The organism is Streptomyces sp. Ag109_G2-15 (assembly GCF_900215565.1).
In the GTDB taxonomy this organism is placed as follows: domain Bacteria; phylum Actinomycetota; class Actinomycetes; order Streptomycetales; family Streptomycetaceae; genus Streptomyces; species Streptomyces diastatochromogenes.
This window is the reverse complement of record NZ_OCNI01000001.1, coordinates 6,868,853-6,886,410: the sequence shown is the minus strand read 5'-3', so window position 1 is coordinate 6,886,410 and position 17,558 is coordinate 6,868,853. Positions and strand designations below refer to the sequence as shown.

The 17,558-nt window shown below is 69.2% G+C and carries 15 protein-coding genes and 2 pseudogenes; 5 read left to right on the top strand and 12 right to left on the bottom strand.

Annotated elements, in window-relative coordinates:
• Window positions 1-3: 3 nt before the first annotated feature.
• Complete coding sequence (gene betA, locus CRP49_RS30995; protein WP_097256318.1) at window positions 4-1,674, bottom strand: choline dehydrogenase; 1,671 nt, start codon at window positions 1,672-1,674, stop codon at window positions 4-6.
• Window positions 1,675-1,876: 202 nt separating this feature from the next.
• Between betA and CRP49_RS30990 the strand changes: the two genes are divergently transcribed.
• Window positions 1,877-2,623, top strand: a complete 747-nt coding sequence (locus CRP49_RS30990; RefSeq protein ID WP_097256317.1) for an IclR family transcriptional regulator — start codon at window positions 1,877-1,879, stop codon at window positions 2,621-2,623.
• 1 nt (window position 2,624) lies between these two features.
• Here CRP49_RS30990 and CRP49_RS30985 read toward each other — a convergent pair whose 3' ends face one another.
• The 6 genes and pseudogenes from CRP49_RS30985 to CRP49_RS30960 form a co-directional block, all read right to left on the bottom strand.
• The gene (locus CRP49_RS30985) at window positions 2,625-3,755 is read right to left on the bottom strand and encodes an aromatic ring-hydroxylating dioxygenase subunit alpha (RefSeq protein WP_097256316.1); all 1,131 of its coding nucleotides are present in this window, start codon (window positions 3,753-3,755) and stop codon (window positions 2,625-2,627) included.
• 130 nt (window positions 3,756-3,885) lie between these two features.
• On the bottom strand, window positions 3,886-5,049 hold the full coding sequence (locus tag CRP49_RS30980; protein ID WP_179851807.1) for an NAD(P)/FAD-dependent oxidoreductase: 1,164 nt from the start codon (window positions 5,047-5,049) through the stop codon (window positions 3,886-3,888).
• Window positions 5,046-5,408 (bottom strand): bifunctional 3-phenylpropionate/cinnamic acid dioxygenase ferredoxin subunit, encoded by a 363-nt coding sequence (locus CRP49_RS30975; protein WP_097256315.1) that lies wholly within the window; start codon window positions 5,406-5,408, stop codon window positions 5,046-5,048. The genes CRP49_RS30980 and CRP49_RS30975 overlap by 4 nt, the downstream gene beginning before the upstream one ends.
• A 199-nt stretch (window positions 5,409-5,607) precedes the next feature.
• Entirely contained in the window at window positions 5,608-6,243 is a 636-nt protein-coding gene (locus CRP49_RS30970; protein ID WP_097256314.1) for an MBL fold metallo-hydrolase, read from the bottom strand.
• Window positions 6,240-7,325, bottom strand: a complete 1,086-nt coding sequence (locus CRP49_RS30965) for an S-(hydroxymethyl)mycothiol dehydrogenase (RefSeq protein ID WP_097256313.1) — start codon at window positions 7,323-7,325, stop codon at window positions 6,240-6,242. Before CRP49_RS30965 ends, CRP49_RS30970 begins: the two co-directional genes overlap by 4 nt.
• A gap of 112 nt (window positions 7,326-7,437) precedes the next feature.
• Window positions 7,438-7,736, bottom strand: a pseudogene (locus CRP49_RS30960) (alpha/beta hydrolase); the annotation flags it as partial.
• A 180-nt stretch (window positions 7,737-7,916) separates the two neighbouring features.
• On the opposite strand from CRP49_RS30960, the gene CRP49_RS30955 reads away from it, so the two are divergent.
• A complete protein-coding gene (locus tag CRP49_RS30955; RefSeq protein ID WP_097256312.1) occupies window positions 7,917-8,957 on the top strand; it encodes an alpha/beta fold hydrolase in 1,041 nt (346 codons plus the stop codon).
• Window positions 8,958-8,997: 40 nt separating this feature from the next.
• On the opposite strand, the gene CRP49_RS30950 is transcribed toward CRP49_RS30955, so the two are convergent.
• The 4 genes from CRP49_RS30950 to CRP49_RS30935 all read right to left on the bottom strand — a co-directional run bounded on the left by CRP49_RS30950 (window position 8,998) and on the right by CRP49_RS30935 (window position 13,560).
• Window positions 8,998-9,477 (bottom strand): hypothetical protein, encoded by a 480-nt coding sequence (locus tag CRP49_RS30950; RefSeq protein ID WP_097256311.1) that lies wholly within the window; start codon window positions 9,475-9,477, stop codon window positions 8,998-9,000.
• Window positions 9,478-9,533: 56 nt separating this feature from the next.
• Entirely contained in the window at window positions 9,534-10,082 is a 549-nt protein-coding gene (locus tag CRP49_RS30945) for an ABATE domain-containing protein (protein ID WP_097256310.1), read from the bottom strand.
• Window positions 10,083-10,321: 239 nt separating this feature from the next.
• Complete coding sequence (locus CRP49_RS30940) at window positions 10,322-11,857, bottom strand: patatin-like phospholipase family protein (protein WP_097256309.1); 1,536 nt, start codon at window positions 11,855-11,857, stop codon at window positions 10,322-10,324.
• Window positions 11,858-11,892: 35 nt separating this feature from the next.
• Entirely contained in the window at window positions 11,893-13,560 is a 1,668-nt protein-coding gene (locus tag CRP49_RS30935; RefSeq protein ID WP_097256308.1) for a GMC oxidoreductase, read from the bottom strand.
• Between the two features lie 348 nt (window positions 13,561-13,908).
• On the opposite strand from CRP49_RS30935, the gene CRP49_RS30930 reads away from it, so the two are divergent.
• The 3 genes and pseudogenes from CRP49_RS30930 to CRP49_RS30915 form a co-directional block, all read left to right on the top strand.
• Window positions 13,909-14,112: a cold-shock protein gene (locus tag CRP49_RS30930; RefSeq protein WP_031161015.1), complete on the top strand. Its 204-nt coding sequence runs from the start codon at window positions 13,909-13,911 to the stop codon at window positions 14,110-14,112.
• 87 nt (window positions 14,113-14,199) lie between these two features.
• Window positions 14,200-15,927 carry a DEAD/DEAH box helicase gene (locus tag CRP49_RS30925; RefSeq protein WP_097256307.1) on the top strand — a complete coding sequence of 576 codons (1,728 nt, stop codon included), beginning with the start codon at window positions 14,200-14,202 and terminating at the stop codon, window positions 15,925-15,927.
• A gap of 521 nt (window positions 15,928-16,448) precedes the next feature.
• A pseudogene (locus tag CRP49_RS30915) lies at window positions 16,449-16,652 on the top strand (NAD(P)-dependent oxidoreductase); the annotation flags it as partial.
• A gap of 195 nt (window positions 16,653-16,847) precedes the next feature.
• Here the strand turns inward: CRP49_RS30915 and CRP49_RS30910 are convergent.
• A complete protein-coding gene (locus CRP49_RS30910) occupies window positions 16,848-17,546 on the bottom strand; it encodes an amidohydrolase family protein (protein WP_257033536.1) in 699 nt (232 codons plus the stop codon).
• Between the last annotated feature and the right edge of the window lie 12 nt (window positions 17,547-17,558).

Sequence of the window (17,558 nt, the reverse complement as noted above, 5' to 3'; positions counted from 1 at the left end):
GGTCTACCCGACCTGCTTCTGGGCGTCACGGAGGCGGTAGTACGCGGCCTTCGACGGCGCCGCCGGCTCGTTGCCCAGGATCAGATCGGCGGCCTTCTCGGCGATCATCATCACCGGTGCGTAGATGTTGCCGTTGGTGACGTAGGGCATGACGGAGGCATCCACCACGCGCAGCCCCTCCAGCCCGTGCACACGCATGCTGGCGGGGTCGACGACGGACATCTCGTCGGTGCCCATCTTGCAGGTGCAGGACGGGTGCAGGGCGGTCTCGCCCTCCTTGGCGACCCAGGCGAGGATCTCCTCGTCGCTCTCCACCCGCGGCCCCGGCGAGACCTCGCCGCCGTTGTACGGGGCGAGCGCGGGCTGGTTGAGGAGCTTGCGGGCCACGCGGATCGCCTCGACCCACTCGCGGCGGTCCTGCTCGGTGGAGAGGTAGTTGAAGCGCAGCGCAGGGTGTTCCCGCGGGTCCTTGCTCTTGATCTTCACCGAGCCGATGGCGTCCGAGTACATGGGCCCCACATGCACCTGGTAACCGTGGCCACCGGCGGGCGAGGAGCCGTCGTAGCGGACCGCGACCGGGAGGAAGTGGAACATCAGGTTGGGGTAGTCCACGTCCTCGTTGCTGCGGGCGAACCCGCCGGCCTCGAAGTGGTTCGTGGCTGCCGGGCCCTTCCGGAAGAGCCACTGCAGCCCGATGAAGGGGGCACGCCACTTCGCCATGTACGGCTGCATGGAGACCGGCTGCTTGCAGGCGTACTGGACGTAGACCTCCAGGTGGTCCTGCATGTTCTCGCCGACGCCGGGGAGGTCGTGGACGACGTCGATGCCGAGGGCGCTCAGTTCGTCGGCGTTGCCGACGCCGGAGAGCTGCAGGAGCTGCGGGGAGTTGATCGCGCCGCCGCAGAGGATGACTTCCTTGGCGCGGACCTGCTGGAGGGCGCCCTTGCCGCGCTGGTACTCGACGCCGACGGCCTTCTTGCCCTCGAAGAGCACGCGGGTCACGAGCGAGCGGGTCCTGATGGTGAGGTTGGGCCGCTTCCTGACCGGCTTGAGGTATGCCTTGGAGGCCGACAGGCGGCGGCCGCGGTGGACGTTGCGGTCGAACTTGGCGAAGCCTTCCTGCCGGTAGCCGTTGACGTCGTCCGTGGGCGCGTAGCCGGCTTCCTGGGTGGCCTTGAGGAAGGCACCGAAGAGCGGGTTGGTCGCCGGGCCGCGTTCGAGGACGAGGGGGCCGTCATGGCCGCGGAACTCGTCGTCCGGGTCGGCCGCGAGACAGTTCTCCATCCGGCGGAAGTACGGCAGACAGTGCGCGTAGTCCCAGGTCTCCATGCCGGGGTCGGCCGCCCAGCGCTCGTAGTCCATGGGGTTGCCACGCTGGAAGATCATGCCGTTGATGCTGCTGGAGCCGCCGAGCACCTTGCCGCGCGCGTGGTAGATGCGCCGGCCGCCCATGTGGGGCTCGGGCTCGGACTCGTACTTCCAGTCGTAGAACCTGCTGCCGATCGGGTAGGTCAGCGCCGCGGGCATGTGGATGAAGACATCCCACGGGTAGTCGGACCGGCCGGCCTCCAGGACGAGGACCCGGTTGGCCGGGTCCGCGGAGAGCCTGTTCGCCAGTGCGCTGCCGGCCGAACCTCCACCGACGATGACGAAGTCGTATTGCAGGGGAGCCATGGTGCCTCGTCTCGCTCGCGCCGTAGATACGCGAGGCATGCTAAACCCAGTAGCGCTATGCGCACCAGGTTGCGAACAACGCAACTTCCGAGGTCTTCGTTTCGGTTCCGTTACTTGCGAGGGCGTTGTTTACTACGCGTATAGTTTCGCTGTGAGCAACTACAGCAGCGAGTCTGAAACGTCCACGTCACAGGCCGGCGGAGTGCAGTCGGTCGACCGCGCCATCAGTGTCCTGGAGATCCTCGCCCAGCGCGGCGAAGCCGGCGTCAGCGAGGTGGCGGGCGAGATCGACGTCCATAAATCCACCGCGTTCCGCCTGCTCGGCGCCCTGGAGGCGCGCGGCCTGGTGGAGCAGGCGGGCGAGCGCGGCAAGTACCGCCTCGGCTTCGGCATCGTACGCCTGGCCGGTGCGGTCACGGGACGCCTCGACATCACACAGCAGGGCCGCACGGTCTGCGAGCGTCTCGCCGAGGAGATCGGCGAGACCGTCAACATCGCCGTCATGCAGGAGCACTACGCGATCAACCTCTACCAGGTGCGCGGCCCGGGAGCCATCGCCGCGCACAACTGGGTCGGGGAGCTGACCCCGCTGCACGCCACCTCCAGCGGCAAGATCCTGCTGGCCCACCTGCCCGCCCAGGAGCGCGCCACGCTGCTGTCCGAGGCCGGCCTGAAGAAGGTCACGCCGCGCACCATCACCGCGAGGACGAAGCTGGAGAAGAACCTCGCCGAGGCTCTGGAGCGCGGCTACGCCTGGACCCTGGAGGAGTTGGAGATCGGTCTCCACGCGATGGCGGCTCCCATCCGCAACCGGGACGGCGAGGTCATCGCGGCGCTGAGCGCCTCCGGGCCCTCGTACCGGTTCACCGAGGAGCGGCTGCACGAGCTCTCCCCGGTGCTGCTCAAGGGCGCCGAGGAGATCAGCCACCGCATGGGCTATCTGGGCTGAGTCACCCCTGGGGCGTTCCCAGGCGCTCGTTCACCCAGTCGTGGAAGGCACCGATGTGGTGCTCGCTGGGCACCAGCACGCCACCCTTGGCGTACATCCGGGAGCTCATGCCGGGCTGTGTGCGCTCGCAGGCGTCGAAGTCCTGCAGATTGACCCGGTGGAAGAGTTCCACGGACCGGCTGACGTCCTTGCCGCTCTCGACGACGTGCGGGAGGTAGAGCCAGTCGCACTCGACGATCGTGCGGTCCACGGCCACCGGATACATGCGATGGAAGATCACGTGGTCGGGGACGAGGTTGATGAAGACCTGCGGCTTGACGGTGATCGCGTAGTAGCGGCGGTCCTGGCCCTCGGCGACCCCAGGGATACGGTCCAGGCCCTCGGAACCGTCGACGGTGAAGCCCTGCACCTCCTCGCCGAACTCGGCGCCATGGCCGACGTAGTACTGGGCGGCGTAGCCGTCCGCGAACTCCGGGAGCACCTCGGTGAGTTCGGGGTGGATCGTGGCGCAGTGGTAGCACTCCATGAAGTTCTCGATGATGAGCTTCCAGTTCGCCTTGACGTCGTAGACGATCCGTTTGCCTACGGAGAGGTTGTCGACGTCGTAGTGCTCGATCGACTCGACGTCGCCCAGCCGCTCGACGACCGCGCCGATGACGTCCTCCTCGAAGGAGGGCGGGTTCTCCGCCAGGCAGACCCAGACATAGCCGAGCCATTCGCGCACGGCCACACTCACCAGGCCGTACTCGGTGCGGCCGACGTCGGGCATCTTGGTGAGGTTGGGCGCCGCGACGAGCTTGCCGTTCAGGTCGTACGTCCAGGCGTGATACGGGCATTGGAAGGCCCGCTTCACCTCTCCGGTCTCCTCCGTGCAGAGCTTGGCTCCGCGGTGCCGGCAGACGTTGAAGTAGGCGCGGATCGAGTTGTCGCGGGCCCGGGTGACGAGAATGCTCTCGCGGCCCACGTCGACGGTGCGGAAGGCGCCGGGCTTCGCCAGTTCGGAGGCGCGCGCGACGCAGAACCACATGGTCTCGAATATGCGCTCCTGCTCCTGGGCGAAGATCCCCGGATCCGTGTAGGAGGAGCCGGGGAGGGTGGCGATCAGGCTGTCCGGCAGGCTGGTCGAGGTCACGGTGCACTCCTCGGGAGACGTCGTGGAGAGATCATTCACGCGCCGGGAAGAACGACTCCGGACGGCGTTGTGTATGGAGCAACACTGCGTGCCATGAGCAACCGCAGCATGGGATGCCTCAGGGGCGGTGTCAAGAGGTCGCAGCGGCGAGCTGCTTGCGCCAGCGGGTGAACAGCCGCGGCTGGTTCATCCCGAGCACGGCGACCGGATCCCCGGCACGCCGGTAGACGGCCAGGACGTCGCGGTCGTCCGCGGCGCCCGCCTCGATGGTCACACTGTCGGCGCCGGCCGCGTGACCGGCGAACTGGATCTTCACGCCGTACTGGTCGGACCAGAAGTACGGCGGCCGGGGCACACCCGGTTCCACGGCGCCCCCCGCCAGCAGCGTGGCGACCGCGGCGTCGGGGCGCTCCCGCGCACCGGTCCAGTGCTCGACGCGCCGGTGTGCGCCGGCGCGCGGGTCGTACCAGTTGGCGCAGTCGCCGACCGCGACCACTCCGGCCAGGCTGGTCCGGCCGTCCGCGCCGCACTTCACGCCGTTGTCGAGCAGGACGCCGGAACCCTCCAGCCACTCGACGCACGGGCGTGCACCCACCCCGACCACGACGATGTCGGCGGGGATGCTGCGACCGTCCTCGAGCAGAACGGCCTCGACCCGGGTCTCCCCGCTCAGCCCCTTGACGCCCACGCCGCACAACAGCCGTACGCCATGGTCCGCGTGGAGGGCGGAGACGATGGTGCCCATGGTCTCGCCGAGCGGTCCGGCGAGCGGTGTCGGGGCCACCTCCACGACGGTCACGTCGAGCCCGAGGGCGTACGCGGTGGAGGCGACCTCGGCCCCGATGAAGCCGCCGCCGATCACCACCAGCCGTCCGCCGCGGGCCAGTTCGTCCCGCAGGCCGCGGGCGTCGTCCAGAGTGCGCAGGGTGTGCACTCCGGCCAGGCCCTCGGAGCCGGGGAGGGTGCGCGCCGCGGCACCGGTCGCGATGACGACGCCGTCCGCCCGCACCTCCCGCCCGTCGGCGAGCCGGACGGCACGGCCCGTGCGGTCGAGTCCGACGGCACGGGTACCGAGCAGCCACTCCGCCCCCAGGTCCTCGCCGTCCGTCTCCAGCGCGAGTTCCGTCTCACCGAGGGTGCCGGCCAGGAACTCCTTGGACAGCGGGGGCCTGTCGTACGGGCGGTGGAGTTCGTCGCCGATGACGACCAGCCGCCCGTCGTAGCCCTGCTTGCGCAGCGAGCGCGCCGCCGAGAGGCCGGCGAGCGAGGCGCCGACCACGGCGACGGTCCTCACGCGGGACCTCCGGCGAGCCGGGACGCGACGCAGGGCGGCAGGTTGGGCGCGTCCGTGGACAGCCGGACGTGGATCATGCCGTCCTCGACGACGACCTCGTGCGTCCGGACCGGGAGCTTGGCCGGCGGGGCGTCGACGGCACCGGTCCTCAGGTCGAACTTGGAGGCATGCAGCGGGCATTCCACCTCGCAGCCCTCCAGCCAGCCGTCGGCGAGCGAGGCGTCCTGGTGGGTGCAGGTGTCGTCGATGGCGAAGAGTTCGCCATCGTCGGTGTGGAACACCGAGACCGGCGGATCGACGTCGAGCCGGTGGGCCTCGCCTCGCGGGAGATCCGCAAGAAGGCACGCGGGAATCATCATGACACCTCGGTGCGTATAGCGAAACGGATTGCGGTAAGCGCAACATCAGTCTGGGGTCGCCCCGAACCCTTGTCAAGGCGTTCAGAGGCCTGGTTGACCCCTGCCGATCGTTGCTCACCATGCAACTCAGAGCGCGATGAGCAACACTTTCAGGGCAGGGATCGACACCGGAATCGGTGTCTTCGAGCAGGTCAGGCGGTCAGTGACCGCGTGCGATCCATTCCCGCAGATGCGGGGCCTCGGCGCCAACGGTGGTCGGGTCCCCGTGACCGGTGTGCACCACGGTGTCGCCGGGCAGGGTCAACAGCCGTTCCCGGATCGACTCGATGATGGTCGGAAAGTGACTGTACGACCGTCCCGTGGCCCCCGGTCCGCCCGCGAACAGCGTGTCACCGCTGAAGAGCGCCGTCAGCTTCGGCGCGTACAGGCAGACCGCACCCGGGGCATGGCCGGGAGTGTGCAGCACGGTCAGCTCGACCCCCGCCACGGCCAGGATCTGACCGTCGGCCAGTTCGGCGTCCGGCGCCCGGTCGGGGTGGGTCTGCTTCCACAGCGGCAGGTCGTCCGGGTGGAGGAGAACCGGGGCGCCGAGGCGCTCTGCGAGTTCGGGCGCGGCATCGATGTGGTCGTTGTGGGCGTGGGTGCACACGATGGCCCGCAGGGCCCGGCCACCGACGGCCTCGGCGATGACGTCGGCGTCATGGGCGGCGTCGACGACGATCACCTCTCGGTCGTCGCCGATGATCCACACGTTGTTGTCGACGTCCCACGTGCCGCCGTCCAGCGAGAAGGTCCCCGAGGTGACGAGACGTTCGATACGGGCTCCGGCCGTCACAGGACCACCACCGAGCGCAGGACATCGCCGCTGTGCATCCGCTCGAAGGCCTTCTCGACCTCGTCGAGGGCGATGGTCTCGGTCACGAAGGCATCCAGGTCCAGACGGCCCTGCTGATACAGGTCGATGAGCATCGGGAAGTCCCTGCTCGGCAGGCAGTCGCCGTACCAGGAGGACTTCAGCGCGCCACCGCGGCCGAAGACGTCCAGCAGCGGCAGCTCCAGCTTCATCTCCGGCGTCGGCACCCCGACGAGGACGACCGTGCCGGCGAGGTCGCGGGCGTAGAACGCCTGCTGGTACGTCTCCGGGCGACCGACCGCCTCGATGACGACATCGGCACCGAAACCGCCGGTCAGCTCGCGGATCGCCTCGACCGGGTCGGTGTTCTTCGAGTTGACGGTGTGGGTCGCGCCCAGCTTCCTGGCGGTGTCCAGCTTGTGGTCGTCGATGTCCACCGCGATGATCTTCGCCGCGCCCGCCAGGTTCGACCCGACGACCGCCGCGTCCCCGACGCCGCCGCAGCCGATGACGGCGACCGTGTCGCCACGGCCGACGTTCCCGGTGTTGATGGCCGCGCCGATGCCTGCCATCACCCCGCACCCCAGCAGCCCGGCGGCGGCCGCCGACGCGGCCGGGTCGACCTTCGTGCACTGCCCCGCCGCGACGAGGGTCTTCTCCGCGAAGGCGCCGATGCCCAGCGCTGGCGACAGCTCGGTGCCGTCCGTCAGGGTCATCTTCTGCTTCGCGTTGTGGGTGTTGAAGCAGTACCACGGCCGTCCGCGCAGACAGGCCCGGCACTGCCCGCACACCGCACGCCAGTTGAGGATGACGAAGTCTCCGGGGGCGACATCGGTGACCCCCTCCCCCACCGACTCCACCACACCCGCGGCCTCGTGGCCCAGCAGGAAGGGGAAGTCGTCGTTGATGCCGCCCTCGCGATAGTGCAGATCGGTGTGGCAGACCCCGCAGGCCTGGATCTTCACCAGCGCCTCACCCGGGCCCGGGTCCGGCACGATGATCGTTTCCAGGCTGACGGGGGCGCCCTTGCCCCTCGCGACGACGGCACGGACCTGGTGCGTCATAGCCACTCCTCGGCTGGTACCAGACTTGTCAGACGTTGCTCATTACGGCACGCATCTCATGTGCCGCAACACAGCATCGTGGAGCGCCGACTGGGGGTCAAGGAGCTCGACGGGCGACTTCGATGGTGTGGGCGTGGGCGCGCCGGGCCGTGAAGCGTTGCACGGAGGCGGGGATGTTGAGGTCCTGGGCGATGGGCCGCTGGGTGGCGGCCATGAGGGGGCCTGGTTCGCGGGAACGTCGGCGGCGAACTGGTGACGGAACTTGTCCTGCTTGATGCAGAGGTCGGTTCCGTTGGTGCCGTCGGCATCGGTACAGGGAACGGGGTTCGCGACGTAGACCAGCGCCTTGATCTGGGGGCCGTTGGCGGCGGCCTGGCTGATGGCAGAGCCACCGTAGGAGTGGCCGAACAGGTTCGAGGTAACCACTCTGACAGGTGACGCATGTGATCGCAAGGCTCATCACCAGTCCAATCGGTTACACCATTCGACACGTAACCCCTTTGACTAGTGACGAGCGCTGTGCCAGTGTCGCCCTGCACGCAAACTCGCGGCAGCTGTGCGGCACTTGCCCCAACCCACGGGAGGCTTCACATGATCAACAGGCGTACCTTCACCAAGGCGATGGGGCTGGGCACGGGAGCGGCCGCCGTCCCTCTGACCGGTCTGCAGGGCGTTTCGAGCGCCGCCCCGGCCTCCTCGGCCACTCCGGGTACTCCGGCCACTCACACCTCCTTCCCCTCGCTGAAGCAGGTCAAGGCCGGTCTGCTGAATGTCGGTTACGCCGAGCTGGGCCCCGCTCATGGCCCGGTGGTCATCTGCCTGCACGGCTGGCCCTACGACATCCACAGCTACGTCGATGTCGCTCCCCTGCTCGCGGCCGAGGGCTACCGCGTGATCGTCCCCTATCTCCGCGGTCACGGCACGACGCGGTTCCTGTCCCCCCGCACCTTCCGCAACGGGCAGCAGTCGGCGATCGCCCTGGACATCATCGCGCTGATGGACGCTCTCCACATCCACAAGGCGGTGATCGCCGGCTTCGACTGGGGCTCGCGGACCGGCGACATCCTCGCGGCCCTGTGGCCCGAGCGCGTCAAGGCCCTGGTCTCGGTGAGCGGCTACCTCGTCACCGAACGCAAGGCCCAGCTCGAACCGCTCGCGGCGGCCGCGGAGCACACCTGGTGGTACCAGTTCTACTTCGCCACCGAACGCGGCAAGAAGGCGATGGAGGACCACGACCACCGCCTCCAGCTGACCCGGCTCGTCTGGGACCTCGTCTCCCCGACCTGGAACTTCGACGACGCCACCTTCATGCGCACCGCGGCCGCCTTCGACAACCCCGACTACGCCGCGGTCGTCATCCACAACTACCGCTGGCGGCTCAGCGTGGCCGACGGCGAACGCCGCTACGACCGCTACGAGGAGAAGCTAGCCACGGCACCGTCCATCGCGGTGCCGACCATCACCCTCGACCCCGAGAAGGACCCCTTCACACTGCCCGGTGACGGTTCCATGTACCGCGACAAGTTCACCGGCGAGTACGAGCACCGGACGCTGACCGGCATCGGCCACAACCTGCCGCAGGAGGCGCCGACGGCGTTCGCCCAGGCCGTCGTCGACGCGGACCGCCTCTGACGGAACCCGTATGTGACGGGGGCCTGACTGCTCGCAGAGGTCAGCTTGTCGCGCGCCCCGCGAGGGTGTACGACACCGAGCGCTCCCGCTTGTGGCGCCGGATCCGTCCCTTCGCGACGAGTGATTCGAGGGTGTTGCGCACGACCTGCGGGGTGGGCGAACGGTCCGGGTGCCGCTCCATCAGCTCGTCGCGCAGGGCCTTGGCCGACCGCGGCTCACCGTGGGTACCGAGCAGCTCGATCAGGGCATCTCCGAGCAGAGGCGGCCGCGACTTCTCCGTCGCGCCGGCCTTCACCCGGGCGGTGACGGGTCGACGCTCCTCCTGCTCGGGCAGGGGAGAAGGATTGGCCTCCTCGTACCGTTCGGCCAGCGTCAGGATGTCCATCAGGAGGGCTTCCTCCTGCTCCAACATCTTGATCTTCTCAGCCAGTTCCCGCTGCCTGCGGCGGTTCTCCGCCAGATCCGACACGGCTTGCTCGACGTACCGCGCTCGGAGCGAGGCGGCTGATCGGCTGGTCACAACCGTTCACTCCCCAGTCAGTGCCGGATGACGCTGCGCATCGTACCTACGCGACATCAGCTCTTCGCGCTGTGCTGGCGTGCCCGGTAGGAGGCGGCCTTGACCCTGTTGCCGCACGTTCGCATGGCGCACCACTCCCGTCGGTGGCCTCGTGAGCGATCGAGGTAGACCTGGGTGCACTCGGGACGGGCACACTCGCGCAACAGCGCAGCCTCGTCACCCCCGATGATCTCGACGACCTCACGGGCGAGGGCGGCGAGTCCCTGGACGGCCGTGCCGGTACGGGTCGCACCGTCGGGACCGAGCCGCACAGTCACGGGGAGACCCGCCGCCTGCAGGTTCACCTCGGCGACCGCCTCGACGGGCAGGGGCCGCCGCTCGATCCGGGCCGCGACCAGGGAGTAGATCGCCTCCCGCAGGTCCAGGGCGATGGCGAGGTCGGCCTCGCTCGCCCCAGGCGCGAGATCGACCATCCCGGACTCCAGGAACCAGTCGTCGAGCAGCTCAGGGGAGGCGAGCTTCTCCATCGGCTCGGCGTTGCGTCGCGCGCGCAGCGTGCCGACGAAGTCCAGAGGAAGCGTCCCGCAGGGAAAAGCGTGATTCACGTAACCATACTGACCAGTGACTCACGGATATGCAACATCCTGCCCGTGACAACCCTTCGGCAAGTCACCTGCTTGACCAGTTACGACAGGCCGATCCGGGCGACCTCAGGGCCGGGAGAACTGCGGCAGGGTCAGACGGCAGGCCGGTGACGGCGGGCAGCACCGGCCGCATCTCGCGGGAGCGGACCTCGGTCCGCGGCGCGCACGTCCGTATCAGCCCTACCTCCTCGCGCAGCCCGTCAGATCGGGGACCAGGCGAGGACACCTTGGAGGTACACGTCCCAGAGCCGGCCGGCGAAGAACTGGCCGAACCTGCCCAGCGCGGCCAGCCGCCCGCGGGCCGAGTCCGAACTCGCCCGGAAGCTCGCCAGCTCACGGACGAAGTCGGGCACCCGAAGCCGTACGACCCCGGTGGCCACCACCTCGGCGTCCTTCTCCTCGTCGGCCTGCACATGGCCGCGCAGGATGCGGGTGTACAGCGTCGTGGTGTCGGCCCACAGCCCGCGGCCGGAGTCCTCGTCCACGGTCTTGCATCCGCTGAGCGTGAGCGGGTGTCCGGCCCGGTCGGAGAAGAACAGGCGGTACCGCATGCGCAGATGCTCCGGGTCGCCCTCCTCCACGAAGAGGTTGAGACTGCCCGACTCCACCTCGCGCCGGCCGCCCAGCGCCTCGCAGTGGATCTGCCCCGTGACCGTCGCCCGGTGCTCGGGGCAGACGATGAAACGGTCGAGCCCGTCGATGCGGATGGTCAGACGCACCGACAGATCCTCCCCGTCCGGCAGGCCGCCGGGTACGGCACGCGTGCCGGGCGCTGCGGAACCGAAGGCGATCGCACCGGCCATCCGTTCGCTGAACCGTAGCCTGCTGCCGTCGGCGGACGGGCACGGCAGTGGAGCGGACAGCGGTATCCCCTCGTCCGCGCACCAGCTTCGGGCCTTGTGCACCCCGAGTTCCACGGCCTGCCGGAAGCGGTCCCGGCTGAAGTTGATCAGGTAGTTGAGCGGGACCTCGCACTGCAGCATCCTGACGGTGATCAGGCGGTCGAATTCGCCCCGGCCGCCCGCGCGAATAGCGGCGTTGCTGGCGTCGATCCGCCGCTGCCACTCCTGCAAGCGGCTGTTGGCCGCCGTCTCGATGATCTGGAAGTAGTCCGCGACGAAGCCGTTGTGCCAGCGACGGCGCTGACTGACCGTCCAGATGATCCACAGCTCGTCGCAGCCCCGGCGGATCGCCTCACCGATGTTCGCGTCGGTGACATAGACGGGGTCGATGTAGGTCCTGCCGTCGATGACGGCCGCGGGGAACCACATCGGCAGCGATACGGCCGCGGCGAGCCGGTCCTCGTCCATCTGATCGGCGGTCAGCGCCTCCAGCTCGTTGCGGGAGAAGTCGTAGAGGTTGAAGGTGGCGATCCGGTCGGTCGCCCGGATCTTGCCCCAGTCGAGTCCCCAGTCGCGGAAGACGTTCCGCCGGTAGCCGTCGAGCGTGAACAGCGAAGCGCCGTAGGGCCCCTTGAGGTACTGGGGCCAGTTCGGAGTGACCCCCTTCAAGGGGCGGATGTCCCGCCAGTTGTCGGCGATCTGACGCCCCGTCATGCCCTGGCAGTACATCGCCAGGTTGAACGTACCGCCGCTCGCGCCGTCCGCGTGATCGAACCGCAGGCCCGCCTCGTCGAGCCAGACCTGGAGCACGCCCGCCTGGAAGGCGACCTTGACCCCGCCACCGGCGAGCATCAACGCCCGGTTGGTGTCATTGGTGCCATGGCCGTCCGTCATGAGTCAGTCACCACCCTGGAAAGGCCGCTTCCGCTCTAGGAGTCGTCGACGATGTGGTCGGCTGCGCGGTCCGCGAGCGCAGCGATCGTGAGCGAGGGGTTGGAACCCACCGGGCCAGGCATGATCGACCCGTCGGCGATCGACAGGCCCTCACAGCCGTACACCTGCCCGTAGGAATTGACCACGCCCTCCTCTCGGTTGCGGCCCATCGGAGCCCCACCGAGAGGGTGGACGGTGATCAGCCGGTTGAGGTACGAGAGGGGATCGGGGGCGTACCGTCCGCCCAGCGTCCCGGACAACTCGCGCATGGTGCGGTTCATCCGGTCGAAATAGGCTGCGGAGGCAGCTGTGTCCCAGTGCAGGTCCAGGTATCCGTCCCGCAGCCGCATCTTTCCGTTCGGCACGTCCCGCCCCATGCCGAGCAGCGGCAGCGACGTCGCGGTGAGCATTCCCTTGCTCAGGGCGCCGGAGAGCTCACGGCCGACCCCGCTCTTGGGACTCCTGGTCAGATGGGACCAGCCTCTGTGCAGCAGGAAGCGCAGGACACGGTTCGACATGGTGAGAACGTTCTGCTCCACCAGCCAGTTGAGGAAGTCCGGGTAACCCGCGTCCTCGATGAAGAAACCGCGCCCGGTCCCGCCGTCGAGCAGGTCCGGCATGCGCATCGCGCTGGTGATGACCGGCCCGAAACTGGGGTCCATCAGGCGAGGTGCTCCGGAACCACCGTGCCCGTCCCGGGCCTTGAAGACGAATCCCAGGAAGTCGCCGTTGCCCGAGAAGTGGGTGCCGAGCGTGGGGCTGATGTCCGGGAAGGCACTTCGGTTACGCAACAGCAGGTAAGGAGTGCCTAGCGCCCCGGCCGCGAGGATCAGTCGGTGTGCCCCCACCACGTGCCGTTCGGGGGAGCCTCGTGCCCCCTCCGGCCGGTCCAGCCGTCGATCGAGATACGAGATCGTGAATCCGTCGCCGGTGCGCTCGAAGGACTGAACCTCACAGCCGGTGCGGAGTTCGGCACCCTGTTGCTCGGCAGTGCTCAGGTAGGTGAGGTCCAGGGTGTTCTTGCTGCCGAAATTGCACCCGATGTCGCACTCGCCGACGAGCCGGCAGGTGTAGCGCGGCACTTCGTGCAAGTTCTTCTCCCCGTCGACGATGGGCACCCCGGGCACCGGTTTCTGCCCCGGGTTGCCGAAGGTCACGGCCAGCGGGGGCCGCTGCCATTCCAGGCCCAGGGCGTGTGCCGCCTCCCGCATTGCCGCGGTCTTCGGTGTGCTGCGGTAGGGCTCGTGTTCGGTGGGGTAGACCTGCACGCCCATGGCGGTCTCGACGCGCTCGTAGTGCGGAACGAGCTCGTCGTAGCTGATCGGCCAGTACTCGCCGTTCGCGGCACAGGAGTCGTCCTGCGGGAACCAGCTCCGAGGCTTGCGCAGCAGGACGTTGGCGTAGATCAGCGAACCTCCTCCGAGACCGCTGCAGACCACGGCATCGAGGTCCGAGAAGCTCCACACGTCGAACATGCCGTACAGCCCGTGGTCCGGAGCCCAGAAGTTCGCCGCGGTGGCGTGCGGCCCGCGCGGAAACCCGCCCGGCGGGTACGCCTTGCCGCGTTCCAGCACGCAGACGCGCATTCCTGCTTCCGCCAGCCGAGAAGCCGTGACCGAGCCGCCGAAACCTGACCCGATCACAACCGCATCGAAGAAGTCCATGCCGGTTGCCTCCGAGAAGCACAAGCCCCTGCACAGGACAGGCAAACGTTCATGTAGTCCCATTGTGACGCGGGCACTCACCACACGCATGCCGAGGCAGGATCGGCCGGGCCTGCTCCTCGGTCAAGTCCTCGGCGCCGGAGGGATCGTCAGTGCCACGGTCATGCCGCACGTCATCTGTCTCACTCCCGCGTGACGATCACCGATGGAGCTGTGCTAGGGTTTCCGAGTTGCAGTTGTGGTACCCATGAACCTATGTGCGCCTGACGGGAATGTTTCTCCTTCAGGCGCATTATTTGTGTTTCCGGCATCTCCGGATGGGGCCTCTGCCTACAGAAGGAGAAGGTCATGGCACAGGGAACCGTGAAGTGGTTCAACGCCGAAAAGGGTTTCGGCTTCATCGCGCAGGACGGCGGCGGCCCCGACGTCTTCGCTCACTACTCGAACATCGCGACCCAGGGCTTCCGTGAGCTGCAGGAGGGCCAGCGGGTCTCCTTCGACGTCACGCAGGGCCAGAAGGGCCCGCAGGCGGAGAACATCGTCCCCGCCTGATCGCCGGACGCGTATCCGCTCACCGGGGTCCGCACCGTCATGGTGTGGACCCCGGTTTGTGCTGTTTTCAGGAAGGCAGATCACCGCATGTCCCGCAGGCCCCAGAAGCCGAACCGGCGCGCCTCGTCACCCCAGCCGTCCGCGTCGTCACCGCGTGAGTTCCGGCTGCCGGAAAACACGACACCCGCACTTCCCGCCGTCGAGGACTTCGCCGGTCTGGACATGCCCGCGGCGCTGCTGAAGACCCTCACGGCGCAAGGCGTGACCACTCCCTTCCCCATCCAGGCCGCCACCCTGCCCAACTCGCTGGCCGGCCGTGACCTGCTGGGACGGGGACGCACCGGCTCCGGCAAGACCCTCGCGTTCGGGTTGGCGCTGCTGGCCCGCACGGCCGGACTGCGTGCGGAGCCCAAGGCCCCCCTCGCCCTCGTGCTGGTGCCCACCCGTGAACTCGCGCAGCAGGTGACGGACGCGCTGACCCCCTACGCGACCGCGGTGAACCTCCGGCTGGCCACCGTGGTCGGCGGGCTGTCCATCACCAAGCAGGCCGGTACGCTCCGGCGCGGCGCCGAGGTGGTCGTGGCGACACCGGGCAGGCTCAACGATCTCGTGGAGCGCGGGGACTGCGTGCTCGACCAGGTACGCATCACGGTGCTGGACGAAGCCGACCAGATGACCGACATGGGCTTCCTGCCGCAGATCACCAAGCTGATCCAGCACGTACGGCCCGACGGACAGCGCATGCTCTTCTCGGCCACCCTCGACCGCAACATCGACCGCCTGGTGCAGCGGTTCCTGACCGACCCCGTGGTGCACTCCGTGGACCCGTCCGCGGGAGCGGTGACCACCATGGAGCACCACGTGCTCCACATCCAGGACGAGACCGACAAGAAGGCCGTCACCACGCGCATCGCGGCCCGTGACGGCCGGGTCATCCTCTTCCTCGACACCAAGAGGTCCGCCGACCGGCTCGCCAAGCGGCTCCTGGCCGTCGGTGTCCGCGCCGCGGCACTGCATGGAGGCCGCTCCCAGCCGCAGCGCAACCGCACCCTGGAACAGTTCAAGAACGGCCAGGTCACCGCCCTGGTGGCGACGAACGTCGCGGCCCGGGGCATACACATCGACGACCTCGACCTCGTCGTGAACGTCGATCCCCCGACCGACCACAAGGACTACCTCCACCGGGGCGGCCGCACGGCCCGCGCCGGCGGCTCCGGCAGCGTGGTCACGCTGGTCCTGCCCGACCAGAAACGGGACGTCACCCGGCTCATGTCGGACGCGGGCGTCCGCCCCCGGACGGCCCGCATCACGTCGAGCGACGCGGAACTGACCACCATCACCGGCGCCCGCGAGCCTTCCGGTGTGGCCGTCACCATCGAGGTCCCCCAGCCGGCGACACCGACGGCGTCCGGCCCGGACCGGGAGACCGGCACCAAGCCCGGCAGGCGCTCCGGCCGCCGCCGAAACGGCGGCGGGGCCAAAGCGGCGACAGGTGCGGCCCCCCGTACGGGGAGCCGGGGCTCCGACCGCCGGGCCGCGGCCGGGACGACAGCGTCTGACGGCACCTCCGCGACCGGCGGGCGCGGTTCTGCCCGCCGGGCCGGATCCGGCGGGGCCACGGGCGGTGCCGTCGGCGCGGGCGGCCGCAGTGCCGACCGACAGTCCGCGGCCGGTGCGGCGACCCGCGCTGCCTCCGGCAAGGTTGCCCGCGGATCCGGCCGACGGACGGCGGCCGGCGGAGCCACGGGTGGCGCTGCCGGGACCGGCGGCCGCGGTTCCGACCGCCGAGGCGGCCGCCGCGCCTCCACCACGTGACACCCTGCCGCTGAATGCCGCGGGACGGGGTCTGACCACAGTGACGGGGCGGGCTGGCACATGCGCGAGATCCGCCCCTGTCACGGTGGCCGGAGTCGGGAGAATCTGCAGGTCAGGTGCAATTTTCGGCCCCGGCACCGAGCTGTTGGGGGCACCCGGCCGCCCGGGGCGAGTGCTCAGCCGCTGACGAGCGGGAAGCCGCGCAGGACCTGCTGGACATGGAGGACGTCGCGGGGGAAGAACTCGGCGACCGTGGTGGCCACGACGTCGGCCGCGCCCTGGAGGTCGCGGGCGATCCGGTTGACCTCGGCACCGGTGAGAGGTCGTCCTCGTAGCGGGCGGCAAGCGAGGTGAACGGGGCGACGCTGACGGTGCAGGTGCCGCCGAAGGTGATGATGCGGGCCGGGTCCTGCTCCGTGATGATCTTCAGGGCGTCGCCCTGTCCTCGTCGTCGAAGTGCAGCACGCCGATCTCGTCCCACTCCACGCGCTTGCCGGTGGCCGGGGCGCCGGCGAACGTGCCGGATCGCCGGCGCCGGACTCGACGTGTTCGAGACCGAGCCGCTCCCGGCCGACGATCCGCTGCGCTCCCTGCCGAACGTCCTGGCCACACCGCACCTCGGCTACGTGACCGAGGTGAACCACCGCACCTACTACGGCGAAGCGGTGGAGGACATCGCCGCGTTCGTCGCCGGGGAACCCATCCGTCTGCTGCACGCCGACTGATCCCCTTCAGCGCCTTCGGCCACGTTCTTGCCCGAGCCACGCTGGTGCCGCTGGCCGCCACCAAGTAGCCCCTCTTCCCCTCGTGGACAGGACACCGTTCCAGGCCCGGGAACACCGGCCGGAGTGAGCGAGGACGTGCGGCAGCACGGTGCCCGTCGGGCCACCGTGCTGCCGGATCACGAGGGTGAGCGCCCGTCAGAAGCAGCCGTCCAGCGGATCGATCGCACCGCCGGGCCGCGGTACGTGGTCGAAGTCGCCGCGCCGCTCGCGCCAGGCGCGCTGCGCCTCGGAGCCGGCGGCGGCCTCGACGAAGGCACGGGCCTGCCGCAGGCCTGTCCGCTCGTCGCGCACGAAGCCCCCGAAGCGGGCGACCGGGCTCCGGGCCGGGCTGATCTCCGGCAGCGGAGCCGCGATGTTCTCGTAGTCCCCGGCCGCGTACACGACCTTGCCGCCGGCCACCGTCAGCAGGGCCTCGACGCGGTCGATGTCCTCGTCGGCCACGGAGAAGTAGTCGGCGGACAGCACGGCCAGGTCGCCGTACTTGCCCTCCGTGATCGTGCCCTTGACGTCGGCCTCGCCGGTCAGCTCGGCGCCCGCCCTGGTGTACATCTCCAGCGCGGTGGCCCGGTCGACGCGGTTCTCGGCCGGGTACAGGGGGGTGTCGCCGATCGTGCGGCCGGTGACCAGCCAGGACAGCGACAGCCAGGGGTTGTGGCTGGAGACGCGGGTGGCGTCCGTGCCGGCGGCGACCAGCAGGCTCGTCTCCCGCATGGCGCGGACCGTCGCTGATGGCCACGGCGGACGCGGCCGGGCGCTCCTTGAGGCGGAAGCGGAGACGGGTCGTCGCGCGACGCCTCGACGCCAGGTCTGCCACAATGGATCGGTCCAACACATGAGTCTGCTCGA